Below are 26,916 nucleotides of genomic sequence, written 5' to 3'. Positions count from 1 at the left end.
CGGAATTCGTCAGTCATCGAGCGGTCGGTCCCGGCAGGGAACCTCCTGCACGGTCACCGGGACGGAGGCGACCTCGGCGGGGCCGGGGACCTCGGTCCCAGGACACATGACCGCCGCGGTCCCGAAGGCGACCGCAGTCGCGAGGGCATCCTCCGGGGCCTGTCCGCAGACGACTCCCGAGAGATAACCGGCCAGGGAGCAGTCGCCGGCCCCGACGGTGGACAGCGGACGGGTCGCGGAAGCATAGGCATAGCAGGACTGACGTCCACCGACCAGGAGCGCACCGTCCCGACCCAGGGAGACGAGGACACGCCCGACACCCCGGTCGACGAGCTCACGTGCTGCGTCGACGACGTCGCCCACAGTGGGCAGATCCGCGTCCATGAGCTCGGCGAGTTCGGCTCGATTGGGTTTCAGCAGGTCCGGCGCGGCGTCGATCACCTGACGCAGGGCTTCTCCGGAGGCGTCGACCGCGACCCGCACCCCCCTGGACCGCGCTTGCTCGGTGAGTTCGGCGTAGATCGTGGCGGGCATCCCCGGCGGGAGACTCCCGCAACAGGTGAACCAGGTGGTCGACGCGGTGCAGGCTCCCATCAGGGTGTCGATGAAGGACTCGGTTCTCCGAAGGTCGTACCGGGGCCCGGCTTCGTTCACTTTCGTGGTGGTCCCGTCGCGCTCGACCACGGCGATATTCGTGCGGATCTCACCTGCGGAGGGCAAGGCGATCAGATCGACACCGGTGCCGTCGAGGAGGTCGCTCATGAGCTTCCCCGAGTCGCCGCCCAACGGTAATGCGGCCCGGGTGGACAGCCCGTGCCGGGCCAGGGCCCGTGAGACGTTGACCCCTTTGCCTCCGGCATCGACCCGGGTGAAGACGGCGCGATGTACGTCCCCCGGTCGGAGCGCGGGCACGGTGACGGTCCGGTCGATACTGGGATTGGGCGTGACCGTGAGGATCATCGTCCGGCCAGACGCGGTACAAGTGATGGCATCGTCGGTTCCGCTCGTGTCGACTGGGATGGGGACACCCGTCCAAGGTCGCAGTGACTTTAGCGGACTCGGCGGGGAGCGTGGGGGTCGTTGGTCTCGACGGTCTCATCGCAGCAGGTCATTGACCCCTCCGCTCGCGGCGGGAAGGATGACGTCATGACGGACTCCGACGCCTTCCAGGGCCCCGGAAATGCTCCCCCCGGTTACCCCGGATCGTGGGAGGCGGACGTGGTCCTGCGCGACGGGTCGATCGCGCACATCCGCCCGATCGTTCCCGACGACGGCGACGGTCTGCGGGCCTTTCACGCCGGACAGTCCGAAGAATCGATCTACCTGCGTTTCTTCGCACCGATGAAGGAACTCCCGGACAAGGACGTCCGTCGGTTCACCCACGTCGATTACGACTCGCGGGCCGCCCTGGTCGTGACGGTACGGGGGGCGATCATCGGAATCGGACGCTACGACCGGCTGACCGACGGGCACACGGCCGAGGTCGCCTTCAACATCGCCGACGCCCACCAGGGCAAGGGTGTGGGGTCGGTGCTCCTCGAACATCTGGCCGCGGTGGCTCAGGAACGCGGGATCACCCGTTTCGTCGCGGATGTCCTGCCGCAGAACCGCAAGATGATGAAGGTCTTCGTCGATGCCGGGTACGAGGTCAGCCACCATTTCGACGACGGAGTCATCGCCGTGGAGTTCGTCGTGGAACCCACGGCACGTTCTGCGGCGGTCAGTCTGGCTCGTGAGCACCGTGCCGAAGCGGAGAGCATGTCCGACGTCCTGCGTCCGCGGTCGGTGGCGGTCGTCGGGGTGAGTCGACGTCCTGATGCGCCGGGAAGCCTGGTCCTGGACAACATCCTCGACGGTGGATTCACCGGACAGGTCCATATCGTCAACTGCGAGGCCGACCAGGTCCGTGGGCTGCGCGCCCATGGCCGGGTCAGCGAGATCGACGGTGAGGTGGACCTGGCCGTGGTAGCCGTGCCGGCGGAAGCGGTCTCCGACGTCGTGGCTGACTGCGCGACGAAGAGGGTCCGGGCGCTGGTGGTGCTCTCCTCCGGTTTCGCCGAGTCCGGCCCCGCAGGGGAGCAGCGACAGGCCGAGCTGCTGCGTACTGCACGAGCAGCGGGGATGCGGGTTCTGGGGCCGTTGTCCTTCGGCCTGGTGAACAACCATCCCGAGGTGCTGTTGAACGCCACGATCGGCCGACAACCCCCGTGTGCCGGCGCGCTGGGACTGTTCAGCCAGTCGGGTGGGCTGGCGGTCGGGCTGGCGGCTTCCGCCGCGGAACGAGGACTGGGCCTGTCCACGATGGTGTCCGCGGGCAACAGGGTCGACATCTCCGGCAACGACATGATGCAGTACTGGATCGACGACGATTCCACGTCGCTGGTGGGTATGTACCTCGAGTCCATCGGGAACCCCAGGAAGTTCAGCAGGATCGCCCGCCAGCTGTCTCTGCGTAAACCGGTCGTCGTCGTGAAGTCGGACACAGCTCGTAGCGTGCCCCCCGGGCATCGGGCGCGGGCACCGAAGGTCTCGCCCTCGGCTTTCGACGCCCTGCTGACGCAGGCCGGGGTGATCCGGGCACGCACCGTCCACACGATGATGGATATCGCCGAGCTGGTCGCCCACCAGCCACTTCCCCGGGGCGGACGGGTGAGCGTCGTCGGTAACTCCGACGGATTGAACCAGATCATGGTCGAAGCGGCCCGTTCCCGGGGTCTGCAGGTCCCGGCAGACCCGCTACGGGTGCCCCTGGGGGGGACTGCCCGGGAAGTCCGGGCCGCGCTGGAGATGGCTTTCGGTGACGAGGGCACCGACAGCGTCGTCATGGCTTTCGTCCCGCCCATGCAGGCTTCCGACGAGGTGATCGCCACGACGGTGGCTCACGCCGCATGGGGTCAAGAAAAGACTTGTGTCACAGCTTTTTTAGGGATGAGAGATATATCGGCCGAATTGCGCAAGGCCAGTGAACCCCGACCGGGGAACAGCGACGGACGTCGCCGGATCATCCCGGTCTACCGCACCCCCCTGGACGGGATCGAGGCCTTGGCCGCGGCGACGCGGTATGCCGAATGGCTACGCACCGACCACGGCGGACACATCCGACCGGCAGGGATCGACCGGACCACCGCACATCGGACCGTCGAGCGGGCACTCGCCGACTCACCGGCCGGGCGACCCCTCGACGACCCGGAGACCAGAGAACTCCTGGCCGCCTACGGGATCGACATATGGACATCGATACCGTGCCCCGACGCCGAGGACGCGGTCTGCGCAGCCGGGCAACTGGGATACCCGGTGGTCCTGCGCTCACTCGCCGAAGGGATCCGCACCCTGCCCGGAGCCGGTGGAGTCCGTGCAGATCTCCGAACACCCGAAGCGGTCAGGTCCGCCCACCGAGGACTCTCCGAATGGCTGACCGACCTGCAAGACCCTCAGCTCGCGGTCCAACGGATGGCACCCGCCGGAGTGGCTACCGTCATCCGATCCCACGAGGACCCGCTGTTCGGTCCGGTGGTCAGCTTCGGGATCTCAGGAGTCCCCGCCGATATCCTCGGAGACCTGACCCACCGCATCCCCCCGCTCACCGAGACCGACATCCACGACCTGATGGACACACTCCGAGCCGCGCCACTCCTGCAGGGCGGACACGGCAGACGCCCGGTCGACCGCGGTCGACTCCACGAACTGCTGTCACGAGTAGCGGCGCTCGCCGAGGACATCCCCGAGATCGACGCGCTGGAACTGAACCCGGTGATGGCTCACGCCGGTGGAGCGGAGGTCCTCGGAGCCCGCGTCAGGGTGGCCCCGGCGCCTCGCCGTCAGGACACGGGACGGCGCGCGCTGCCCTGATGCGTCAAGATGTCTTCATGAACAACCCTGGGCGCCCTGCGGACAAGATGTCCCTCCCTGCGGAACTCCACCGCGGGATCGAGGAAGCCGGGTACCACCCGGCCCTGGTCGGTGACGTCGTGGCCACGGCGGTGGCCGGGGACCCCGTCGTGGCCCATCTGGTGCATCAGGAGACCACTTTCGACCACGACGCGGTACGACGGCATGTCACCGTGCTCGTCCTGACCCCGACGAGACTGGTGGTCGCCCACGCTGACGAACACGGAGGCGAGGAGGTCCCTGTTCCGACGGTGACGGCCACCACGGAATCCGTCCCTCTCGCGGGGGTCCGAGGCGTGATGCTCACCCACGTGGTCTCCGACCCGGCCCACTACCGCCCGGGGAAGCTCGGCCACGAGGTGACGGTCACCATCGGTTGGGGATCGGTCAGCAGGTTGGACATCCTGCCGGCGACCTGCGGGGACCCGAATTGCGACGCCGACCACGGGTACGAGGGGACCCTCACCGCAGACGACATCAGCTTGCGGATCAGCGCAGTGGCCGACGGAGATTCCAAGCTCCGTGAGGCCATGGCCTTCGCGCACGCCTTGCAAGCGGCCACCGCACGCTGACGTGGCCGCTTCCTCCGCACCGATCGATCCGTCCCGGCCTCGGGACGACCTCGAGATCCCCCGCTACGACGTCGGAGGACTGGCCGGAGTGCTCCCCGCCGTGGCTCAGGCCCTGGGCGCGCCGGTCCTGCCCGGGCGCACCGTCCTGGAACTTCCCGAGGCCCGACGGGCCGTCGTGGTCCTGGTCGATGGCCTGGGCTGGGAGCTCCTGCGTCGACGGAGCGGGCACGCGCCCTTCCTGCGTTCGTTGATGGCCTCGGGCGCCCGGCTGACTGCGGGGTTCCCGACGACGACGGCAACCAGCATGGGCACCTTCGGCACCGGGCTGCCTCCTGGCAGCCACGGGCTGGTGGGCTACGAGGTCCTCGTGCCGGACACCGACAGCCTCATCAACGAACTGAGCTGGGAGAACGGGCCGGAGCCTGAGCTCTGGCAACCGGAGGAGACGATCTTTCAACGGATCTCCGGAGCCGGTGTCCCGGTCACGATGATCGCACCAGCGCATTTCCGAGGTTCAGGTCTGACCCGGGCTGTTCTGCGGGGCGCGCGTGTGGTCGCGGCCAACCACCCCGAGGAACGGGTTCCGGCGGCGCTGGCGGCGCTACGACGACAGCCTCGTGGACTGGTCTACCTCTACTGGGGCGAGGTCGACAAGGTCGGTCATGGCCACGGGTGCGACAGCCACGAATGGGGGCTCGCGGTGGAGGAGGTCGACTCGGCGCTGCGCAGGCTGGCCGGCGCGCTGCCCTCCGACACCCTGCTGGCGGTCACCGCCGACCACGGCATGGTCGACATCCCCTTCGAGGACCGGGTCGACCTGGCGCGAACCCCTGAACTCGCTGCGGGCGTACGCCATCTGGGTGGTGAGGCGCGTGCTCCTCAGGTGTATGTCGAGCCGGGGCACCTCCCGGACGTCCTCCCTGCCTGGCAGGAACACCTGGCCGGGCGGGCGGTCGTTCGGACCAAGGAACAGGCGATCGACGAAGGCTGGTTCGGGCCGGAAGAAGGCGCCGCCGGACGCCGCGCCGAAGTAGCCCGCCGGATCGGCGACATCGTGGTCTCCTGCGGGCCGGGAACCGCCGTCGAGGACGGTCGCCGGCGGCCTCGTCTGCTCGGACTGCACGGGGCACTGACTCCGGACGAGATCGCCGTTCCACTGCTCGTACGCGCGCCAGGAGGTCATCGTGGCTGAGTTGGTCTTCTTCTCCGGGACGATGGACTGTGGGAAGTCGACCCTTGCCCTGCAGCTGGACTACACCCACCGGTCGAGGTCCAGGACGGGCATCGTGTTCACCAAGCTCGACCGGGCCGGCGAGCAGGTACTTTCGTCGCGTCTGGGGCTGGTGTGCCCGGCGGTGGAGGTCCAGGACGACCTCGACTTCTGGCAGGCGGTGAGCGCGGCGAGCCGGGAGGGTCGGATCGACTATCTCGTCTGTGACGAGGCCCAGTTCTACTCGCCGACGCAGATCGACCAACTGGCCAGGGTCGTTGACGAGCTCGACGTGGACGTCTTCGCCTTCGGGATCACGGCAGATTTTCGGGCGCAGCTCTTCCCGGGGAGCAAACGGTTGATCGAACTGGCAGACCGGGTGGAGGTCCTCCAAGTGCAGGCTTTGTGCTGGTGCGGACGTCGGGCCACTCACAATGCCCGAGTGCTCGACGGGGAGATGGTGGTCGAGGGGGAGCAGGTCGTGGTGGGGGACACCGACCGGGACCACGGTCCGCACGAGGTCGAGTACGAGGTTCTCTGCCGCCGTCATTTCATGCGGCGGATGACATCGAAGGTGGCCCGTCGGATCGCCCCGTCATCTGAGCTGTTGCCCTTCGACCTCGACGCCTGTCCGGCTCCGCGTCGTTGAACGGAGCCGGACAGGACGAAGGGGAAGATCACCCCTTGGGCTTGCTGCCGAACATGACATCATCCCAGCTGGGAACACTGGCTCGGCCTTTCGAGCGGGCTCTGCTCGCACGGTGGCCGGCCCGTGTGCCGGTTTCCGTGGCCTCTTCCGTGCTGGTGTTCTCGGGCTCCGCGGAGACTGCCGGGTCGTCCTCGTGGGCGGCGCGTCGGCGTCGGCTGGGTCTCCCCGACGGCGCCGACAGCGCGCCGACGGATTCGGAATCTCTTGCGGCGTCGGCAGGGTCCTGAACGGACACCGGTGTCCTGGCGGTGCTTCCCCGTCGTGGTCGGGGTGCGGCGACCTTGGTGTGGCGTCGAGTCGGTGTGGTCGCTTTCCGTGCCGCTTCGGCGGCGGCGGGCTCGGGAAGGCCGTCTACGCCGTCGGGGTCGGGGGACGAGTGGGCACCGGGGGGGAGTCCCATGACCTCCGGGTCGTAGTCGATGGGTGCGAGTGCAGCGCCTTCAGGTCCGGCGGGTTCCTCGACGGGCGGCAACGATGTGGGGGAGGCGTCGGTGGAGGCGGGGGTGACCTCGACCCGGTGGGAGCGTCGGGCGAATCCACCTCTACGGTGTCGGGCCGCGGACTGGTTGCGGACCGAGTCGGCCAGGTCGAAATGTTCTTCCGGATCTTCCTGCCCGGATTCGTGTTCTTCCTCGGGGTGGGGGCCGCTCTCGTCCTCGGAAGACCGGGAACGGACCTGGGAGGGGGTGATCGGGAGGGGTTGGGTCGTCGGAACCCGGTCGATGTCGTCGTCTCCGGAGAGCCAGAGTGCTTCGTCGTCGAGTGCCTGCACGGTGACGGTCTGGCGGGAAAAGGCCCAACTGGCCTGCCGGGCACGTCCACCGGCGAGGAAGGCGACGACGACGGTCCACTGACCGTCCTCGGTGCGCCAGGAGTCCCAGGTCACGCTTTCGGCAGGGACGCCGCGGGCGGAGAGTCGCTCGTCGACCCGTTCGGCCAGGGTGGCGCCGTGATCGCCGTAGCGTCCTCGGAGACGTGCTCGCCCGGCGGTGGTGGCGATATGTTCGCGTTCGGCCAGGATGGGGCCGTCGTAACGGTGGACCTTCTCCACGGTCCATCCTGCGCGGACAGCGGCTTCCTCGGCTGTCGCTCCGGCGCGGATCATCGCCTGGACCTCGCGCGGACCCAACGGGGGAGCGTCGCGAGGTGGGAGGGACTCGATCCGTGGCTCACGCCGGGCAGCCTGTCGGACCGCGTCGTCGAGTCGCAGCCGGAACTCGGCGCCGGAGTCGTCAACGAGGAGGAGATGTTCGCCGTCCTCGTGAACTCCGATCAGGTGCAGGTCCTGCATGGTCGCCTCTCAGCAAGGGGTGGTTGCACGCCTGACTCTGCCACGCTAGTTCGTCCGGTGGTAACGGGCACGCCGGGGCCGGGCGTGCCCGCCTCCGTCCGGACGGTGGGTGACGGAGCTGCGTCATTGTCGGTGGACTCCGGTACGGTGAAAGCGTTCCACAGGTAGCTCCGTGCCAGGAGATCCATGTCAGTCGATGCACTCTCTCCCTACGACGCCGTCCTGCTCCATAGCTTCGGCGGTCCTGAAACGCCGGAGGAGGTCCTTCCGTTCCTGGAACGGGTGACCGGTGGGCGTGGGATCCCACGTGCTCGGCTCGAAGAAGTGGGTCGACACTACTTCGAGTTCGGGGGACGTAGCCCCATCAACGATGAGAACCGCGCCCTGATCTCGGCATTGGAGACGGAACTGTCCCGTCGTGGGGCGCCTCGCTCGATTTTCTGGGGGAATCGTTTCGCAGAGCCTTTCACCTCGGAAGCCCTGGGCAGGGCACGGGAGTTCGGGGTTCGACGGCTGGTCGCAGTGACGACGAGTGCTTTCCCGTCGTATTCGGGGTGCAGAGCCTATCGCGAGGATCTGGACCAGGCACTCTCATCCGTCACACCGGACGAAGGATCCGGGAGCATCCAGGTCGACCGGACCCGTCCCTACGCCATGCGCGAAGGCTTCATCGAGGCCAATGCGCGCCTGGTCGCCACCGCATTCGAGGAATTGGTCGCTGCCGAAGGGCTCACGGCGTCACAGATACGCCTGCTCTTCGTCACCCACTCGATTCCGGTGACTCAGAACGACTCCTCCGGGCCTGCGCCGGGAGGAGCTTATCTACGATGGCACGAGGAGGTCTGCGCGCAGGTGTCCCGCTCGGTGGGGAGAAGGATCGGAGAGCGGGTGGACTCCGAACTGGTCTTCTGCTCCCGTTCGGGCCCACCGAACCAGGCCTGGTTGGAACCGGATGTGGAGGATCGGATCCGGGAGCTGGCGGTCGGCCCGATCCGGGGCGTGGTGGTCGCACCTGTCGGTTTCACCGCCGACCACATGGAGGTCGTCTACGACCTCGACGTGGTGGCGGCTACCGCTGCCCACGAGTCGGGCCTGGCCTTTACCCGCGTGTCCACGGTCCGCCGTGAGGACGAGTTCGTGAACTGCCTGGTGGATCTCCTGTTCGAACAGGCTGCACGGGCCAGGGGTGAGTCGACGGGGCCTCGGGGTGCCGCCGAGGCCCTGACCGAGGGGGAAGCCTGCTGCGGCGCCGGATGTTGCCCGAACCCTCGAGGAGTGTGACCGTGTCGATGACCAGTGGATTTTCTCCGTCCCCGGGCGGCACGGGCAGCCCGTCTCCTGAGCTGGTGCGCGCTCTCCGGAGGACAGCTGTGGAGCTCGCTTCCGGTGCGGCTGAGCTGGCACTGTCGGGGCGGGAGAAAGCCCTCTCGGGTGAGGGCGTCGTCGACACCAAGAGCACGAGTACCGACGTGGTGACCGCCATGGACCGGTCCTGCGAGGATTATCTGCGCGCGCAGATCAGGAAATGTCGACCACAGGACGCGGTCCTCGGTGAGGAGGCCGGCGTCGAGGGTTCCTTCGAGGGGATCACCTGGGTGGTGGATCCGATCGACGGCACCGTGAACTATGTCTACGGTCGGCCGGCGTACGCCGTCTCGGTGGCGGCGGTGCTGGGTGATCCCACGGTGCCGGGTAGCTGGTGGCCGATCGCCGGGGCGGTGTGCAATCCGGTGACCGGTGAGACCTTCCATGCCGGACTCGGTGAGGGCGCCGCGATGGATTCCCCGGCTGGTCGCCGGGCCCTGCGATGCACCTCGGTGTCTGAGATCGGACAGACCCTCCTGGCGACAGGCTTTGGCTATGCCGCGGAACGACGCAGGTTGCAGGCTCTCGCCCTGGTGGAGATCCTGCCTGTGGTGCGGGACATCCGGCGGGAGGGCAGTGCCGCACTGGACCTGTGTTCGGTGGGTTCGGGACTGGTCGACGCCTATGCGGAGATGGGAGTGAACTCCTGGGACATCGCGGCGGGATGGCTGGTCGCCCAGGAGGCCGGTGCGCAGGTCTCCTTCTGGTCTGCAGGGGCTGGACTACCGGCAGGAATAGCTGCCTCCCCACCTGCTGTTGCACAGGAGATCCACGACCTGATGACCTATGCCTACACCGTGGCGGGTCAGCAGCTGTGAACTGGTGAGGATGACCAGGTGACGGCGGCGTACGATCGCTGGCCGATGGGTCGGACGTCCAGATCTGGTCTTCTCCACGTCCTTACGGAGTGCCGGGGATGAAACCCGCCGCTTTTTAGGGCACAATCCCGCTGGACCGGGCACAGAACAGCGGCCCGGCGCGTTGGTCCTGCAGCACAGACGACGCGTCGGCCTTGGTGAGTCCCACAAGCCCGGCGATCCACGTCACCCATGCCGACAGGGAGAAATTCGATGGCGACCGATTACGATGCCCCGCGGAAGACCGATGACGACGACCTGGGGGAAGACTCCCTCGAGGAGCTGAAAGCCCGGCGCGGGGACAAGTCCGCGAGCAGTGTCGACGTCGACGAGACCGAACAGGCCGAGGGATTCGAGCTGCCCGGTGCGGATCTGTCCGGTGAGGAGCTGTCCGTCCGGGTGATCCCCAAGCAGGCGGACGAGTTCACTTGCTCGCGTTGTTTCCTGGTCCATCACCGGAGCCAGTTGGCCAAAGAGGTCAACGGCAGTCCCGTGTGCTCGGAGTGCGCAGGCTGATTGACGGTGGTGGATGACGTCCGTATCGAGGTGGTCCGGCTCGACCCGGAGCTGCCCCTTCCCTGTTACGCCCGGGAGGGGGACGCCGGTCTGGATCTGTACGCCAAGGAGGACCTTTCCTTGGCTCCGGGGGAGCGTTCATTGGTTCCCACAGGTCTGGCCGTGGCGATCCCAGCGGGGTACGTCGGGCTGGTGCACCCTCGTTCCGGTCTGGCGCACCGGTACGGACTGGGCATGGTCAACGCGCCAGGAACCATCGACAGTGGATATCGTGGCGAGATCTTCGTCAATCTGATAAACCACGATGCGCATCGTCCGATCGTCCTGAACAGGGGCGATCGGATCGCTCAGCTTGTCGTCCAACGGGTGGCCCGCGCCCATCTGGTGGAGGTGGCCAGTCTTCCGGGCAGTGAAAGAGGGGCCACCGGCCACGGCGCCAGCGGTGGTTTCGGTGGCTCCTCGAAGTGTCTCGCTCCGGGGGGCTAGGATCAGCCGCGTTCGGGTTGAGCCACACAGCACCACGTCACGGCCTGCCAAGGGCTTATGAGGAGATCAGATGGCACTGTTCCGGCGCCGGCGCCGCGAGGGTGAGGACAAGGTCGGTCGACGGGTCGTCGTCACCGACGACCTGGGGATCGACGAGTACGAGAACCCCGATTACCCGTATGACGACGGGCCCGCACCAGAACCAGCGGCCGCGGACAGCGTCTCTTCCCTGGACTCGGACTACCGCAGGGAGGACAGCGGGCCCTACGACCGTTCGGAGGTCGAGGACCGCGGGGACCGTGTCGACTTGGGTGGTGTGTGGCTGGCTGCGCTGCCAGGCGCGGAATTGCGGATCGAGGTAGACCCGGAGACGAACGACGTTCAGGCCGTCACTACCGGCCTGAACGGCAGCTCGATGCAGATCCAGGCCTTCGCCGCCCCGCGCAGCGCCGGGATCTGGGACTTCATTCGGGACGAGATCGCTGAAGGCGTGACCACCAGGGGTGGCACGGCCGATCTGCGCAACGGACCGCTCGGCACCGAACTGCTCACCCGGCTGCCTAGCCGCGGACCGGATGGGCGGACGGTCTACCAGGTCATGCGTTTCATCGGCGTAGACGGGCCGCGATGGTTCCTCCGGGCCGTCCTGACCGGCCCCGCTGCTTCTCAGGAATATGCAGCTGAACCGTTCTACCGGATGATCAGCAACTCGGTGGTGATCCGCGGCACCGATGCTCGGCCGCCCCGGGAGATGCTCCCCCTGCGTCTGCCCAAGGAATTGATGGAGGCGAACGGTGCGGGCCCGGAAGGCCAGTCGCCGTCCGATGCGCTCCGTCCGTTCGAACGTGGCCCCGAGATCACAGAGATCCGGTGATCTGGCGTCCATGGGATCGGTCTTTTCGCGCTTCGCTCGGCGGGTCACCCGTTCGCAGGAGGAAGAGGACGCTGCGGAGTTGGTGGAGCACGCCCAGTCGCTCGGTGCATACAGCATCAAGGAGGTCAAGGACCGTGGGATGGCCGACGTCTGTGGTGAGCTGCGCTCGTTGACCCTTCCCGCGCATGCTCGGGTGCCGATGTTGACCGCCGAGCTGTACGACGGTACCGCCACGATGCGTCTGGTCTGGTTGGGGCGTAGAGAGGTCCGCGGGATCGAACCCGGGGTGAGGATGCGGGTCCGGGGTCGGGTGATGTACCGCAAGGGCACGCCGACCGTCTTCAACCCCCAGTACGAACTGTTGATGCCACGCCATGGACGGTGAAGGACGACACCGGCGCGAGGCGCCGGACACGGTCGAGGGCATCCTGCGGGACAGACTTTCCCAGCTGCTCGGTGGGTGGCGGGGTGCGGTCGAGGCCGGTGTTCCCACTGTTGCTTTCATCCTCGTCTGGGCCTGGGCCGGCGATCTGGTCAAAGCGTTGGTGGCGTCAGGCATCGCGGTCCTGGGCGCTGTCGTCCTCCGGGTGGTGCAGCGACAGACGGTGCGTTATGCGCTGTCGTCGGTGCTGGCGACGGCGATCGCTGCTGCTTTCGCGTTGAGGACAGGGCGGGCCGAGGACGCCTTCCTGCCGTCGATCCTGTGGAATCTGGCACAGGGCGCGGGCTTCCTGGTGTCGGTGCTTGTTCGCTGGCCGGTGATGGGCTTCATGGTCGCCGCAGCTGATCCTCGGCTCACGGAGGATCCGGAGGATGTCGATCTCGGCGTCTTCACCAGGTGGCGCAGACATCCGGGGATGGTCAGGGTCTGTTCACGCATCACCTTGTTGTTGGCCGCCCTCATGCTCGGTCGGGCCGCCATCATGTTGCCTCTGTACGCAGCGGGGCAGGTAGCCCTGCTCGGAACGGCGAAACTGGTCCTGGGGTGGCCGACCTATCTTCTGGTCGTCGGGGTGATCGCTGCGATGCTCCTGCGGGGCAATACCCCGCTGGACGAGCAGGAGAACGAACCTTGGTCGGACCCGGAGGGGAGCCGTCCCCGCCGGGCCTGACCGGTCACGTTCAGTCCTCGGGGTGTTTGGTGGCCCGGGGGTTGAGCAGGCACTCGAGGGCGATCTCCGATTCGGGGTTGGTGACGAGCATCAGTTCGTCACCGGCCTCGAGGAGATCGTCGGGGGAGGGGGCGATGGCCCGCTGTTCCCGCACGATGCAGGTGAGAACGGTGTTGGCGGGCCAGAGGACGTCTCCGACGAGACGGCCGGCCCAGGGAGAGTCCTCAGGAAGGGTCAATTCGACGAGGGTCGAACCACTCTGCTGGAACTCGAAGATCCGCACCAAGTTTCCGATGCTGACCGCTTCTTCGACCAGTGCGGTCATCAGGCGTGGCGTCGAAACCGCGACATCGACTCCCCACCCTTCGTCGAAGAGCCATTCGTTCTTGGGATTGTTGACCCGAGCGACGGTGCGGGGCACTCCGAACTCGGTCTTGGCCAGGAGGGAGACGACCAGGTTCGCTTTGTCGTCACCGGTGGCGGCGACGACGACCTCGCAGCTCTCCAGACCGGCCTCATGCAGGGCTGAGATCTCGCAGGCGTCGGCGAGCAGCCATGAGGCGTCGACCACGCGGCTGGGCTGGACCTCTGCGGAATTGTGGTCGATGAGCAGGACCTCATGACCGTTGTTGATGAGCTCCTGGGCGATGGAGCGGCCGACGCTGCCGGCCCCGGCGATGACCACGCGCATGGTGTTTTCCTTCTTCTGCGGCTCAGTCGGTGGGCGGGACGCGGTCGAGGATCTGCTCGACATCGGAAAGACGTTTTGTCTCGCACAGGATGTTGATCAGGTCGCCGTCCTGGAGCAGGGTCTCCGAGGTGGGAAGAACTCCTTCGCCCAGCCGCAGCAGGTAGGCGACCCGGGTGCGGGTGATTTCTTCGATCCTGGACAGCGGTTTCCCGATCCAGCCCGGGTTCGCGCGGACCTCGGCGATGACGACATTGCCACTGGGGTCCGTGAACTGGGGGACTGCGCCGTCGGGAAGCAGCTGACGCAGCATCCGGTCGGCGGTCCAACGGACGGTGGCGACGGTGGGGATGCCGAGGCGTTGATAGATTTCGGCTCGGCCCGGGTCGTAGATGCGGGCGACGACGTTCTCCACCCCGTAGGTCTCCCGTGCCACGCGGGCCGCGAGGATGTTGGAGTTGTCGCCGCTGCTTACGGCGGCGAAGGCGTGGGCATTCTCGATGCCTGCCTGTTCGAGGGTGTCGCGGTCGAAGCCCATCCCGGTGATCCGTCGTCCTTCGAACTCCGGCCCCAACCGTCTGAAGGCGGTGGCATCCCGGTCGACGACGGCCACGTCGTGGCCTTGTTGTTCGAGGGCCAGCGCCAAGGCGGAACCGACGCGGCCGCAGCCCATGATCACGAAGTGCACGGCCTGACGGTACACCTCCGGCCGGGGGATATCACCTGGGCAGGGGAGTGCTGCGCCGGGAGGGACGAATGTCAGCTCAAAACGGGGCTTTATCGAGGACGTGGGGTATCCCGGATAGGTGTCGGGCGATGTGAGTCCTACAGTGAAGCCGTGTCGAAAGCCAGTCGTGCCCTCAAACGGGTTCTTGTCGGTCGCGCCATGCGTAGTGATCGTTTGGGAGAGACCCTGCTGCCGAAGCGGATCGCCCTGCCGGTCTTCGCCAGCGACGCCTTGTCCTCGGTGGCCTATGCTCCGGACGAGATTTTTCTGACCTTGGCCGCTGCCGGTGGGGCCTTCGCCGCCACCCATTCCTGGCAGATTGCCCTCACCGTGGCTTTCGTCATGGTCATCGTGGTCATGTCCTACCGGCAGAATGTGCATGCCTATCCGTCCGGCGGTGGCGACTACGAAGTGGCCACGGTCAACATCGGTCCGCAGGCCGGAGTCGTGGTGGCCAGCGCCTTGCTGGTCGATTACGTGTTGACCGTTGCGGTTTCCATCTCCTCCGGAGTGCAGAATGCTGCTGCCGCTCTGCCCCAGTTGCGCGGTAACGAGACTTTGGTGGCCGTGGTGCTGGTCGCCCTGTTGACCGCGATGAACCTGCGGGGGGTGCGTGAGTCCGGGTCACTGTTCGCGATTCCCACCTATGCCTTCATGTTCGGCGTGATCGCGATGTCTCTCTACGGTTATTACCGTGCCGCGGTCGGTGACCTGCCGATGGCGGTTTCGGCGAAGTACGAACTGGTTCCGGAGAGCGGGATGGAGTCGCTGGCCGGGGTGGCGATGTTCTTCCTCCTGCTGCGTGCTTTCTCCTCGGGATGTGCGGCGCTCACCGGAGTGGAAGCGATCAGCAACGGGGTGCCTGCCTTCAAGAAGCCCAAGAGCCAGAATGCGGCGACGACCCTGTTGTTGATGGGGTCGATCTCGGTGGCCATGTTGATGTCGATCGTCCTGTTGGCCAACAAGGTCGGCATGAAATTCGCGGAATTTCCGGCCGAGCAGCTTTTGTTGGACGGTAAACCGGTGGGTTCGTCCTATGTGCAGGAGACCGTGCTGGCGCAACTGGCCAATGCGGTCTTCAGCGATTTCGCACCCGGTCTCTACTTCATCGCCACGGTGACCGGAATTCTGTTGGTGCTGGCTGCGAACACGGCCTTCAACGGTTTTCCCGTGTTGGCCTCGGTCTTGGCGAAGGACGGTTATCTGCCGCGTCAGCTGCATACTCGCGGCGATCGGCTGGCATTCAGCAATGGCATCATCATCCTGGCCGGCGCGGCCTGCGTGTTGATCGTGATCTACGAAGCGAAGGTCACCGAGCTCCTCCAGCTCTACATCGTCGGTGTCTTCGTCTCTTTCACCTTGAGCCAGGTGGGCATGATCCGTCACTGGAACCGGAATCTGCGCACCGCCGTGGCCGAGGAACGCCGACACATGCAGATCAGTCGGATCATCAACATCATCGGTGCCTCCATGTCGGGGCTCGTCCTGCTGATCGTGCTGGTGACGAAGTTCCAGCGGGGCGCGAAGTGGGCGATCGCGGCGATGATCGTCACCTACTTCCTCATGCAGGCCATCAACCGGCACTACCGCTCGGTGAGCAGGGAGCTCGCGTTGGGTGACGATCCCCGGGAGGAGCGTGCGCTGCCCAGCCGGGTGCATGCTGTCGTGTTGATCAGCAAGATCCACAAGCCGACGATGCGTGCCTTGGCCTATGCCCGTGCGTCGAGGCCTTCCCAGCTCGATGCGATCACGGTGAACGTCGAATCAGAGGCGACCAAGGAATTGTCCCGTGAATGGGATCGCCGGAATATACCGGTTCCGCTCACCATTCTGGACAGTCCTTACCGGGAGATCACCAGGCCGGTGCTCAACTACGTCAAGGATGTGCGGGCGCGTCATCCTGAAGATGTGGTGACGGTCTACATTCCTGAATATGTGGTCGGGCATTGGTGGGAGCAGGTTTTGCACAATCAGAGCGCGTTGCGGCTGAAGGCGGCCCTTTTGTTCACGCCGGGTGTCATGATGGTGAGTGTGCCTTGGCAGCTTCAGTCTTCGGCGAATGCCGAAGCCCGTTTGGAGGCGGCGACGACCGCTCCGACGGCAGGCGCGGTGCGGAGGGGCGAGTGACTGCTAACCGGGTCTCGGCGGTGGGCGCCGAGTATGTGGTGGAAGTGGGCCCGGTGGCACACGGCGGACATTGTGTTGCTCGGCACGAGGGGCTGGTCCTCTTCGTGCGGCACAGTCTGCCCGGTGAGCGGGTGCGGGCGCGGGTCATCGCGGGACGCACTGGGGACCGTTTCCTGCTGGCAGAGGCCATCGAGGTGTTGGAGCCCTCGGAGAAGCGGGTGGACGCGCCGTGCCGCTATGCCGGGCCTTCCGGCTGCGGGGGATGCGATTTCCAGCATGTCGATCTGGCCTATCAGCGGGAGATGAAGGCTGCCGTGGTCCGGGAGCAGCTGTCGAGGCTGGCCGGAGTGGACCGGACGGTCACCGTGGAACCGCTCGCCGGTCACGAGGACGGCCTGGGCTGGCGCACCAGGGTGAATCTGGCGGTCGACCGTCGAGGTCGGACCGGCTTTCACCCGCACCGCAGCCGAGAGGTGCTGGCGGTCGACGAATGTCTCTTGGCTGCGCCCGGGATCGCTGACAGCGAGGTGTTCTCGTCGGTGTACCCGAGGGCCAAGGCGGTGCATGCGGTGGTCTCTTCCACGGGGGAGCGCGCCGTGGTGACGGCGCCGCAGGGACTGAAGCGCACTCCTTCTCTCCACGAACGGGTCGTGGTGGGCGGGGAAGAAGCGTTGTTCCGGTTGAACGCCTTGGGTTTTTGGCAGGTCCATCCTGCGGCGGCGCAGACTTTCGTCGATCGGGTTCTCGAGGGTCTGGCGCCGGAGCCGGGTGAACGCTGTCTCGACCTGTACTCGGGGGTCGGTCTCTTCGCGCGGGCCCTGGCCCGTTCGGTGGGGGGCACCGGTGAGGTGGTGGCGGTGGAATCCGATTCCCGGGCTGCGCACGCGGCGGCCGATCATTTCGCTGGGGACGGCCAGGTGTCGATCCTGCATGGACGGGTGGATCACGCCTTGCCCGAGCTTGTGGAGCAGGGCGCGTCGTTCGATCTGGTGGTCCTGGATCCGCCGAGAACTGGTGCAGGTCGTGATGTCGTCGAGGCCGTGGCCGCCTTGCGGCCGCGGGCGGTGGCCTATGTGGCCTGCGATCCGGCGGCGTTGTCCCGGGATATCGCTTATGCGGCGGAGGCAGGTTATGTCCTGCGGGACCTGTCCGTCTTCGATGCTTTCCCGATGACCCATCACATGGAGTGCATCGCCATCCTGTGTCCGGAGGCGACGACGGGGTGAGCGGACGGCGGCATGCCCGATCGGTTCCGTCCGGGACCGGTCGGGGTGGCCGTCTGTGTGGGGGGCTGGGGTCCGGCTGTGGAGAGACCGGCCGGGCGGGTGTGGTGCGTCGTGCTGGTGGGTCGGCCGACGTCTGCGCCGGTATTGGTCTGATCCCGCGCTGTTGTTCTGGTTCGGGTATCGATGTGGTTAGATATCTTGATATCGAGAGAACTTGTGAAGGAGCCCGACATGAGCTGTGACAGCTTCCAGGCCAAAGGCACCCTCCACGTGGGTGATGCCTCCTACGAGATCTTCCGGCTGGCCGCCGTCGACGGAAGCCAGACCCTCCCGTACAGCCTGAAAGTGCTGCTGGAGAACCTGCTTCGCACCGAGGACGGCGCGAATATCACCGAAGCACACATCCGTGCCCTGGGGAACTGGGACGAGAACGCGCAACCCGACACGGAGATCCAGTTCACTCCGGCTCGTGTCGTCATGCAGGACTTCACCGGTGTGCCCTGCGTCGTCGACCTCGCCACCATGCGGGAAGCCGTCGCCGAACTCGGCGGCGACCCCAGCCGTATCAACCCGCTCGCGCCCGCCGAGATGGTGATCGACCACTCCGTCCAGATCGACGTCGCCGGCAGCCGGGACGCCTTCTCGATCAACCAGAAGATCGAGTACCAGCGCAACAAGGAGCGCTACCAGTTCCTGCGCTGGGGACAGACCGCCTTCGACGAGTTCGCCGTCGTGCCGCCGGGCACCGGCATCGTCCACCAGGTCAACATCGAACGCCTCGCCCGGGTCGTCATGTCCCGCGGCGGACAGGCCTACCCCGACACCTGCGTCGGCACCGACTCCCACACCACCATGGTCAACGGCCTCGGCGTGCTCGGCTGGGGAGTCGGCGGCATCGAGGCCGAAGCGGCCATGCTCGGCCAGCCGGTATCCATGCTCATCCCGCGGGTCGTCGGCTTCAAACTCAGCGGGACGATGAACGCCGGGGTCACCGCCACGGATGTCGTCCTGACCATCACCGAGATGCTGCGCAAGCACGGCGTCGTCGGCAAGTTCGTCGAGTTCTACGGCGCCGGCGTCTCCGCCCTTCCCCTGGCGAACCGGGCCACGATCGGCAACATGAGCCCCGAGTTCGGCTCGACCTGCGCCATCTTCCCCATCGACGAGGTCACCGTCGAGTACCTGCGTCTCACCGGCCGCGACGACGAGCAGATCGCCCTCGTCGAGGCGTACGCGAAGGAGCAGGGGCTCTGGCTCGACCCGCAGGCCGAAGCCCGGTACTCCGAGAAGCTCGAACTCGACCTGTCCACCGTCGTGCCGAGCATCGCCGGCCCGAAACGCCCCCAGGACCGCATCGAACTGGCCTCGGCCAGGAAAGCCTTCCGCCAGGTGCTCCCCGCCTACGTGAAAGGCCGCGAAGGCGACGTGGAGCTCGAGGACGCCCACGAGGACATCGCCTCCGACGCCCCGGCCCAGATGAGCGACCTGCCCAGCAGCACCGCCGGCGCCGTGCGTACCCGCCCGTTCGAGGGCCTGCGCCGTACCTCCCGCAAGATCCCGGTGACCACCGAGAAGGGCACCTTCGAGATCGACCACGGCCATGTCGCCATCGCCTCGATCACCTCCTGCACCAACACCTCGAACCCCTCGGTGATGATGGCCGCAGGCCTGCTGGCCCAGAAAGCGGTGGACAAGGGCCTGCACGCCAAGCCCTGGGTCAAGACCTCGATGGCCCCCGGCAGCCAGGTCGTCACCGGTTACTACGAACGGGCCGGGCTGTGGCCCGCGCTGGAAGCACTCGGCTTCCACCTGGTCGGCTACGGCTGCGCCACCTGCATCGGCAACTCGGGCCCGCTGCACGAAGCCGTCAGCAAGGCCATCAACGACAACGACCTCGCCGTCACCGCGGTCCTCTCCGGCAACCGCAACTTCGAGGGCCGGATCAGCCCGGACGTCAAGATGAACTACCTGGCCTCCCCGCCGCTGGTCATCGCCTACGCCATCGCCGGGACGATGGACTTCGACTTCGACAGCCAGCCGCTGGGCCAGGACCAGGACGGCAACGACGTCTACCTCACCGACATCTGGCCGAGCCCCACCGAGGTCGAGACCGCCATCTCCGCGGCCATCTCCCGGGACATCTTCGTGGAGGACTACAAGGACGTCTTCGCCGGGGACGACCGCTGGCAGGGTCTGGACACCCCTGAGGGCAAGACCTTCAGCTGGGAGGAGAGCTCGACCTACGTCCGCAAACCCACCTACTTCGACGGCATGACGATGGAACTCGCCCCGGTGCAGGACATCACCGGAGCCAGGGTGCTGGCCAAACTGGGCGACTCGGTGACCACCGACCACATCAGCCCCGCCGGCGCCATCAAACCGGACAGCCCGGCCGGCAAGTACCTCGCCGACCACGGCGTCGAACGCAAGGACTTCAACAGCTACGGCTCCCGCCGAGGCAACCACGAGGTCATGGTGCGCGGCACCTTCGCCAACATCCGGTTGAAGAACCTGCTGCTCGACGGCGTCGAAGGCGGCTTCACCCGGAACTTCCTCAACGGCGGTGGCCAGACCACCATCTACGAGGCGAGCGAGGCCTACCAGGCCGCCGGCACCCCCCTGGTCGTCCTGGGCGGGAAGGAATACGGCTCGGGAAGCTCCCGCGACTGGGCGGCCAAGGGCACCCGGCTGCTCGGCGTCAAGGCCGTCATCGCCGAGAGCTACGAACGCATCCACCGTTCCAACCTCATCGGGATGGGCGTCCTGCCGCTGCAGTTCCCGGAAGGGAAGAACGCCGACTCCCTCGGGCTCGACGGCACGGAGACCTTCGACATCACCGGGGTGAGCGCGCTCAACGAAGGACGCACCCCCAAGACGGTGAAGGTCGTGGCCACCGCGGCCGACGGCACCAGGACCGAGTTCGACGCGACCCTGCGCATCGACACCCCCGGCGAACGCGACTACTACCGCAACGACGGGATCCTGCAGTACGTCCTGCGAGGCCTCGTGAAGTCCTGACCGCAGACCTGACGCCGGTGGGGCGGGCGCACGGAGAAGACCCTCCTGCGTCCCGCCCCCCGGCATATCCGGCCCCGGCCAGGACCCTGTGCAGGACCACGACCCTGCTGGTGGCAGAGTTGCCCTGACAGTTCCTCCCGGATACGGCCAAGACTGACCGGCTCAGGACCTTCGGGCCGCATCTCACGCAGCGCGAGAGTTCACCGTCCTTCAGCCCCGTTCGTCGACCCGGGGTGGCAGGCTGTCCACGAGGGCGCCCGCCGGGTGCTGGATCCGGGAGGGTGCACGTGGCTGAGGTGGTGATTTTCCACTCGGCGTTGGGAAGACGTCCGGGTGTCTTCGACGCGGCCCGACGCCTACGCGACCAAGGACACACCGTCCACACCCCGGACCTCTACGAGGGCGTCAGCTTCGACGGCGGACCGGGTGGATATGACGCCGGAGTCCTCCGCATGGAGGAGATCGGCTGGACCACCATCGTCGACCGGGCCTGGTCCTGTGTGGAAGAACTCCCCGGAGAGCTCGTCTACCTCGGCTTTTCGATGGGCGCCGGCATCGCCCAGGAGCTGGCCATCCACCGTCCCGGCGCACGCGGAGCGGTCCTGATCGGCGGAGGCGGGGCCTATGACGACGAACCCTGGCCCCTGGGAGTCCCGGTCGACGCCCACCACATGGTCGACGACCCCTGGGTGGACGAGTTCGCGCCCGTCCGCCTGGCCCGGCTCGCGGCCAGGGCCGGATCCTGCAGTAGCGTCTACCTCTACCCCGGGGACCAGCACCTGTTCACCGACCCCGATCTCCCCGAGGAATACGATCACGGTCTGACCGAGTTGGTATGGCGACGCGTGATGCGTTTCCTGATTCGACTGGAAGCTGGGTACATCCCCAGCAGAGGCTAGGGCGAGAGGTAACCCGGTGACGGACCGGTTGTCCGGTGGGCGAGGAGCCCGCCGCTGGTGGAGATCCGCGCAACAGATGTCCCCCCGACGGATGCTGCGCAGGGTGAGGCAGGGAATCGACTCATCCGACCGCGCGTTGAGGGAGGTGAACGCGCCGACGGCGCACGCGAATCGCGACGGGAGGAGGAGACCCCAGATGCGTGATCCTCGCGAGCTGTACCACTTCGAGACCGACACCGACATCGGCAGTTTGCGTGCCACGGTCATGCTGGTGGCCTTCTCCGGATATCTGGACGCGGGAGGCACACAACGGATCCTGGTGAACCACCTGCTGTCGACCCTCGATCACCGGGTCGCCGCGACCTTCGACATCGATCAGCTCTTCGACTACCGGGGACGGCGACCCTCGATGACCTTCGAGGAGAACCGGTGGACCGCCTACGACGATCCCACCCTGGTGCTCTACGAAGTGATCGACGACGATGGCACCCCTTTCCTGCTGCTGACCGGACGGGAACCGGACTACCAGTGGGAACGGATGATCGAAGCCGTCCGGGGGATCCTCGACCGCTTCGGGGTCGAGCTGGTGACCACCGTCTACGGCATCCCGATGGCCGTGCCCCATTCCCGTCCGCTGTGGGTGACGGCACATGCCACCGACGAACACCTCGTTGCCGGGAAGCAATCGGTTTTCGACAAGGTCAAGGTCCCTGCCGGACTCTCCAGCCTGTTGGAGCTGAGACTGGGCGAAGCCGGACGCCAGGCCCTGGGCTTCGCCGTCCACGTCCCCCACTACCTGGCCCAGGCGGATTTCCCTTCGGCGGCGCTCGCCGGACTGGAGAACCTGGTGGCGGCCACCGGGTTGAACCTTCCGGACGCTGCACTGCAGATCGCCTCCGCGGACAACCAGCGCGCTATCGCGGACGAGGTCGCCGGCACCGAGGACGCCCCTGCGGTGATCAACGCCCTGGAGGAGCAGTACGACACCTTCATCTCGGGGCGGCAGCGCAAGGCCTTGTTGGCTGGGGACGACTCGTTGATCCCGACGGCGGAGGAGCTGGGGGAGGAGTTCGAGGCCTTCCTGCGGAGTCAGGACGAGGACCGGGGCGGGGAATCTGCTCCTTGACCGTTCCGATCGGACTGCGGAGTGGAGGTTTGGGAGGTCGTTCGAGGGGCATGGTGTGCAGGAGTCCGTCCCGGAGATTCCGGGATCTCAGGACGAGTGGAATTTCAGGAGGATCAGCGTGGGCGTCTTCAACAAGCAGGGTGGTTCCCGGCCATCGCAGGACGTGGTGGCTTCGGAGGGTGCTGCAGGGTCGGCGGCCAAGCTCGTGGAACGCCTTCTGGCGATCGGGATCGACGGCAAGGGCCATTTCGATTCAGCGGAATCCGTGGCCCGGACCGCGCAGGCGAAGGCCGGTTCCGCCGAGGGCGCGGTGGACGCGGTCGTCCGCGACCATCTCAAACTGTGCGCCGCCAGCGGTTTCGTGACCGGCCTGGGCGGTTTCATCACTCTCCCGGTCGCCTTGCCCGCAAATGTCCTGGGGTTCTATGTCGTCGTGACCAGGATGTCCGCAGCGGTGGCACATCTGCGTGGCTACGATCTGAACCGCCCGGAGGTGAGATCGGCGGTCCTGCTCTCCCTGGTGGGAGCGGACGCGGACGATGTCCTGCGTAAAGCGGGGTACGCCAGTTCAGGTCGGGTCGCCACGTTGGCGGCCGAGCGACTCCCCGGGCCGGTGCTGATGGCGGTGAACAAGGGCGTCGGGTTCCGGCTGGTGACCCAGTTCGGGAAGAAGAGCCTGGCCAAGCTGGGGCGGGGGGTCCCGTTGGCCGGCGGTCTGCTGGGGGCTGGCCTCGACGGATTCATGTGCAGGCGTATCGCGAACCATGTCCGTACCGAGTTCCCCCGCCGGGATCAGACGATGAACCCCTGATCGGAAGCCTGGAGCCCGGAGCCTGCGCCGGTCCACAAGGACGGTCGGCTCCGGGGCTGCGTCCACATCTCCTCCCGGGTGTGCTCTCGAGCATGTCCCGGCTGCTCAGGATGTCGGTCATGACATCTGCGGTGCACGTCAACCGGCCTGAAGAACTTGCAGTCGCCCTGCCTTATCTCCTGGGTTACCGACCCAACGATTCTGTGGTGGTGGTGGTGGCTCTGCGTGGACGTCAGGTCGGGGTGATCCAACGACTCGATCTGCTGCCGCCGGGTGAGCACTATCCGCCGCAGGCCTTCGAGGTCCTGTGCGCGGTGTTGGCCGCCGACGGATGCGATGGGGCGCTGCTCGCGGAGTTCACCGATGCCGGCCCGACGACTCATCACACGTCGGACCAGGTCGCGGTGGCATTGGAGGACGGAGGGATACCTGTCCGGGCGAGTCTCGTCGTCCGGCAGGGGATGTGGCGGTCTTTGACCGCCGGGGGAGGCAGGACGTCCTTCCGTCCGCTCCCGGCTGCGGAGGATGTTCCCGCAGTGGCGACCTGCGTGCTGCTGGGTGTCTCGCCGTGGCCGAGTCGGGCGGCCATGGCTGACTCCGTGGAGCCGGGGCCGGGATCTCCTCGCTACGAGCCTGTCGGGTCGGTGGTTCCGGAAGAGTTCGACGAATCTTCTGGCTATGCGGCCTGGGCTTGTCTGCTCGGGGTCGACGGGGAGCAGCCCCCGGAGCGACTCCCGCCGGATATCGCCCGGCTGGTGGTGGTGAGTGCGGGTCGGACCGGGGTACGGGACAGCTTGTTGGCTTGGCTCTGTCCTGAGTTCCTGGGCGGGGAGGGGGAGCGGTCCGGATTGGACGACGGGGTCGCCTCTCTGGGCATACCTCCTGATCTGTCCACCGATGAAGGTCAGGAATGCGCACGGGGAATGATGCATCGGATGATCCGTTTTGCTCGTTGCCTGCCGGAGCAGGACCGCGCTGGCCTGCTGGTGATGGTGGCCGCCTGTGCCTGGCAGCAGGGGCAGGGGGCGTTGGCTCGGATCTGCGCGGACCGGGCATTGTCGTTAGATCCGGGTCATTCTTTGGCCAGGTTGTTGGGTGCGGTGATCGCTCATGGGGTGAAGCCTTCGGAGCTGCGGCGTTGAGGATCTTCCGGACGAACCCGGGTCCGGGAGATCCTGCCCGTTGGATCCGTTGAGGGGCGTGAACTCCCAGGTCGGTGTCCCGGGGAGGGAACAGACGGGGAAACCGCTGGTCGGATCCCTGGTGTCAGCCCTTCTGCGAGGGGTCTTCTCACCGGTTCGGGTGGCCAAGTCGCCAGGCCGCAACAGCCCGAGTAGGCGCTATTGACATCTCGGCCTTTATAATGTTCAGCAGATGGTCGGCCGGAGACCTTCGCCTGAGAGCGACCTACCCCACAACGCCGGCGGCCGCCCCGATCCCAGCGACTACGAACATGCGCGTGTCTTTGATGATGCGCTCTGGACCTGCACGCTCAGGGGCGATACAGGTTCTGTGATGACGAAAGGTGTCGGTGTAAACACGTGCCGAACGGATCCGCCACGACGTCCCGGTCACGCTCCAGCAATCTAGGGGGTGTGGAGCCCACCGTCGCAAAGGTCGTGAAGAACGCTGCGCGCAGCCGTGTGGTCTCGGCCGAGACCCTCAACGAGGCACTGGACGCCGACGGGGTCAAAGGGCCACGACGACGCCAGATCGTCACGGCCCTCACCGGCAACGGAGTGACGATCGAGGGCGAGGTGCGACTGACCGCGCCCCGTGCGCCTCGTGCCAGTGCGGCCAAGGCCAAGGCTGCTTCCGACGGCGAAGAGGTAGTGCCGAAGAAGCGGGCGGCGCGCAAGACCACCGCCAAGAAGACCACGGCCAAGAAGACCACCACCAAGAAGGCCGCGGCGAAGAAGACCGCTGCCAAGAACGGTGACCTTCCCGAGGACATCGACGTCGAGATCGGTGATGAGGTCGACGTCCTCGAGGCCGACGCCCATGAGATTGACGGCGTGGAGCTCGGTGTCGAAGGTGCCGAGGAGGAAGAGTCCGAGGACGAGCCGACCCGTCGCCGTTCCGGCGGCCGGGGTGGCCGGGGCCGCAACGCGCAGGAATCCGAGGACGAGCCGGAGGAGCGCGGGTTCGTCCTCCGTGACGGAGACGACGACGACGCCCCCGCCCAGCAGGTCGTCACCGCAGGTGCCACGGCTGACCCGGTCAAGGACTACCTGAAACAGATCGGCAAGGTTGCGCTTCTCAACGCCGAGCAGGAGGTGGAGCTCGCCAAACGTATCGAGGCCGGCCTGTTCGCCGAGGAGAAGCTCAACTCCGGTGAGGAGATCGACAACAAGCTCAAACGTGAGCTGTGGTGGATCGCCCAGGACGGGCGTAATGCCAAGAACCATCTGCTCGAGGCCAACCTGCGACTCGTGGTCTCGCTGGCGAAGCGGTACACCGGCCGCGGGATGCTCTTCCTGGACCTGATCCAGGAGGGGAACCTGGGTCTGATCCGTGCGGTCGAGAAGTTCGACTACACCAAGGGCTTCAAGTTCTCGACCTATGCGACCTGGTGGATCCGCCAGGCGATCACCCGCGCGATGGCAGACCAGGCCCGCACGATCCGTATCCCGGTGCACATGGTCGAGGTCATCAACAAGCTGGCCCGTGTGCAGCGGCAGATGCTCCAGGACCTGGGCCGCGAGCCCACCCCGGAGGAGCTCGCCAAAGAACTCGACATGACTCCGGAGAAGGTCGTCGAGGTCCAGAAGTACGGCCGCGAGCCCATCTCCCTGCACACTCCGCTCGGTGAGGACGGCGACTCCGAGTTCGGTGACCTGATCGAGGACTCCGAAGCCGTGGTGCCGGCCGACGCGGTGAGCTTCACGTTGTTGCAGGAGCAGCTGCATTCGGTCCTCGATACCCTGTCCGAACGTGAGGCGGGCGTGGTCTCGATGCGCTTCGGTCTCACCGACGGGCAGCCGAAGACCCTCGACGAGATCGGCAAGGTCTACGGCGTGACGCGTGAACGCATCCGCCAGATCGAGTCCAAGACGATGAGCAAACTGAGGCACCCCAGCCGTAGCCAGGTCCTGCGCGACTATCTCGACTGATCCGTTTTCGCGGAGCGTCCGTCACAGGGCGTTCCAGCTCGGCGCGGGGGCCCGCTCGCGGAGGAAGTTCTTCCTCCGGGGAAGGGCCTCCGCACCGCATCGCTTCGTCGTCCTCCTGAGGACGCTCGGGGTTGTGCCCTACTCTCGTGCAGAAGGCGGGCGCCTCCTGACCGGCGGGGTGTCCCGCGAGCGGTGAGGTCGTGGGATGATGGCCAGTGATTCGACGAGGCCCGTCATCCCAGCACCAGGGTGAGTGGACTCGTCCCTGCCTCATCCCAGCACCTGCGAAGGGAACCCACTA

At 66.6% G+C, this 26,916-nt stretch carries 23 protein-coding genes; 19 read left to right on the top strand and 4 right to left on the bottom strand.

From position 1 onward, the window contains the following. Positions 1–9: 9 nt before the first annotated feature. Positions 10–960, bottom strand: a complete 951-nt coding sequence (gene pfkB, locus AUCHE_RS05845; RefSeq protein WP_006502354.1) for a 1-phosphofructokinase — start codon at positions 958–960, stop codon at positions 10–12. A gap of 186 nt (positions 961–1,146) precedes the next feature. Between pfkB and AUCHE_RS05840 the strand changes: the two genes are divergently transcribed. The 4 genes from AUCHE_RS05840 to AUCHE_RS05825 are packed head-to-tail and all read left to right on the top strand — an operon-like array spanning position 1,147 to position 6,319. Next, positions 1,147–3,849, top strand: a complete 2,703-nt coding sequence (locus AUCHE_RS05840) for a bifunctional acetate--CoA ligase family protein/GNAT family N-acetyltransferase (protein WP_006502353.1) — start codon at positions 1,147–1,149, stop codon at positions 3,847–3,849. Positions 3,850–3,866: 17 nt separating this feature from the next. Then, on the top strand, positions 3,867–4,460 hold the full coding sequence (locus AUCHE_RS05835; RefSeq protein ID WP_006502352.1) for a DUF5998 family protein: 594 nt from the start codon (positions 3,867–3,869) through the stop codon (positions 4,458–4,460). A 1-nt stretch (position 4,461) separates the two neighbouring features. Beyond that, positions 4,462–5,652 carry an alkaline phosphatase family protein gene (locus tag AUCHE_RS05830; protein WP_006502351.1) on the top strand — a complete coding sequence of 397 codons (1,191 nt, stop codon included), beginning with the start codon at positions 4,462–4,464 and terminating at the stop codon, positions 5,650–5,652. Beyond that, positions 5,645–6,319, top strand: coding sequence for a thymidine kinase (locus tag AUCHE_RS05825; protein ID WP_006502350.1), 675 nt, complete (start codon positions 5,645–5,647; stop codon positions 6,317–6,319). The genes AUCHE_RS05830 and AUCHE_RS05825 overlap by 8 nt, the downstream gene beginning before the upstream one ends. Positions 6,320–6,347: 28 nt before the next feature. Here the strand turns inward: AUCHE_RS05825 and sepH are convergent, their stop codons facing one another. Further along, the gene (sepH, locus tag AUCHE_RS15545) at positions 6,348–7,670 is read right to left on the bottom strand and encodes a septation protein SepH (protein ID WP_006502349.1); all 1,323 of its coding nucleotides are present in this window, start codon (positions 7,668–7,670) and stop codon (positions 6,348–6,350) included. Positions 7,671–7,856: 186 nt separating this feature from the next. Here sepH and AUCHE_RS05815 point away from each other — a divergent pair, with 186 nt between their 5' ends. From AUCHE_RS05815 to AUCHE_RS05785, 7 genes are all read left to right on the top strand, one after another. After that, positions 7,857–8,951 carry a ferrochelatase gene (locus AUCHE_RS05815; RefSeq protein WP_006502348.1) on the top strand — a complete coding sequence of 365 codons (1,095 nt, stop codon included), beginning with the start codon at positions 7,857–7,859 and terminating at the stop codon, positions 8,949–8,951. A gap of 8 nt (positions 8,952–8,959) precedes the next feature. After that, entirely contained in the window at positions 8,960–9,853 is an 894-nt protein-coding gene (locus tag AUCHE_RS05810; RefSeq protein WP_006502347.1) for an inositol monophosphatase family protein, read from the top strand. A gap of 252 nt (positions 9,854–10,105) precedes the next feature. After that, positions 10,106–10,408, top strand: coding sequence for a DUF4193 domain-containing protein (locus AUCHE_RS05805; RefSeq protein ID WP_006502346.1), 303 nt, complete (start codon positions 10,106–10,108; stop codon positions 10,406–10,408). Then, the gene (gene dut / locus AUCHE_RS05800; protein ID WP_006502345.1) at positions 10,409–10,894 is read left to right on the top strand and encodes a dUTP diphosphatase; all 486 of its coding nucleotides are present in this window, start codon (positions 10,409–10,411) and stop codon (positions 10,892–10,894) included. 70 nt (positions 10,895–10,964) lie between these two features. Beyond that, the gene (locus AUCHE_RS05795; RefSeq protein WP_006502344.1) at positions 10,965–11,768 is read left to right on the top strand and encodes a DUF3710 domain-containing protein; all 804 of its coding nucleotides are present in this window, start codon (positions 10,965–10,967) and stop codon (positions 11,766–11,768) included. Between the two features lie 10 nt (positions 11,769–11,778). Further along, positions 11,779–12,153 carry an OB-fold nucleic acid binding domain-containing protein gene (locus AUCHE_RS05790; RefSeq protein ID WP_006502343.1) on the top strand — a complete coding sequence of 125 codons (375 nt, stop codon included), beginning with the start codon at positions 11,779–11,781 and terminating at the stop codon, positions 12,151–12,153. After that, positions 12,143–12,880 (top strand): DUF3159 domain-containing protein, encoded by a 738-nt coding sequence (locus AUCHE_RS05785; protein ID WP_006502342.1) that lies wholly within the window; start codon positions 12,143–12,145, stop codon positions 12,878–12,880. Before AUCHE_RS05790 ends, AUCHE_RS05785 begins: the two co-directional genes overlap by 11 nt. Before the next feature lie 10 nt (positions 12,881–12,890). Here AUCHE_RS05785 and AUCHE_RS05780 read toward each other — a convergent pair whose 3' ends face one another. Together AUCHE_RS05780 and AUCHE_RS05775 are read right to left on the bottom strand one after the other, a co-directional pair. After that, positions 12,891–13,571, bottom strand: coding sequence for a potassium channel family protein (locus AUCHE_RS05780; RefSeq protein ID WP_006502341.1), 681 nt, complete (start codon positions 13,569–13,571; stop codon positions 12,891–12,893). Between the two features lie 22 nt (positions 13,572–13,593). Continuing rightward, positions 13,594–14,256 (bottom strand): potassium channel family protein, encoded by a 663-nt coding sequence (locus AUCHE_RS05775; protein WP_006502340.1) that lies wholly within the window; start codon positions 14,254–14,256, stop codon positions 13,594–13,596. Between the two features lie 150 nt (positions 14,257–14,406). On the opposite strand from AUCHE_RS05775, the gene AUCHE_RS05770 reads away from it, so the two are divergent. The 8 genes from AUCHE_RS05770 (at position 14,407) to AUCHE_RS05735 (ending at position 26,615) form a co-directional block, all read left to right on the top strand. Then, positions 14,407–16,422: an APC family permease gene (locus AUCHE_RS05770; RefSeq protein WP_006502339.1), complete on the top strand. Its 2,016-nt coding sequence runs from the start codon at positions 14,407–14,409 to the stop codon at positions 16,420–16,422. Then, entirely contained in the window at positions 16,419–17,648 is a 1,230-nt protein-coding gene (locus tag AUCHE_RS05765) for a class I SAM-dependent RNA methyltransferase (RefSeq protein ID WP_006502338.1), read from the top strand. The genes AUCHE_RS05770 and AUCHE_RS05765 overlap by 4 nt, the downstream gene beginning before the upstream one ends. A 183-nt stretch (positions 17,649–17,831) precedes the next feature. Continuing rightward, complete coding sequence (acnA, locus tag AUCHE_RS05760; RefSeq protein WP_407639823.1) at positions 17,832–20,666, top strand: aconitate hydratase AcnA; 2,835 nt, start codon at positions 17,832–17,834, stop codon at positions 20,664–20,666. Positions 20,667–20,953: 287 nt separating this feature from the next. After that, on the top strand, positions 20,954–21,565 hold the full coding sequence (locus tag AUCHE_RS05755; protein ID WP_006502336.1) for a dienelactone hydrolase family protein: 612 nt from the start codon (positions 20,954–20,956) through the stop codon (positions 21,563–21,565). A gap of 196 nt (positions 21,566–21,761) precedes the next feature. Beyond that, positions 21,762–22,691: a PAC2 family protein gene (locus tag AUCHE_RS05750; RefSeq protein ID WP_006502335.1), complete on the top strand. Its 930-nt coding sequence runs from the start codon at positions 21,762–21,764 to the stop codon at positions 22,689–22,691. 118 nt (positions 22,692–22,809) lie between these two features. Further along, entirely contained in the window at positions 22,810–23,502 is a 693-nt protein-coding gene (locus AUCHE_RS05745) for an EcsC family protein (protein ID WP_006502334.1), read from the top strand. 119 nt (positions 23,503–23,621) lie between these two features. Next, positions 23,622–24,644: a DUF4192 domain-containing protein gene (locus tag AUCHE_RS05740; RefSeq protein WP_006502333.1), complete on the top strand. Its 1,023-nt coding sequence runs from the start codon at positions 23,622–23,624 to the stop codon at positions 24,642–24,644. A gap of 453 nt (positions 24,645–25,097) precedes the next feature. Then, positions 25,098–26,615, top strand: coding sequence for an RNA polymerase sigma factor (locus tag AUCHE_RS05735; protein WP_006502332.1), 1,518 nt, complete (start codon positions 25,098–25,100; stop codon positions 26,613–26,615). Positions 26,616–26,916 lie beyond the last annotated feature (301 nt).

Source organism: Austwickia chelonae NBRC 105200, assembly GCF_000298175.1.
Classification (GTDB): Bacteria; Actinomycetota; Actinomycetes; order Actinomycetales; family Dermatophilaceae; genus Austwickia; species Austwickia chelonae.
The sequence above is the reverse complement of the archived record's forward strand: the minus strand, read 5'-3'. Positions and strand labels throughout refer to the sequence as shown.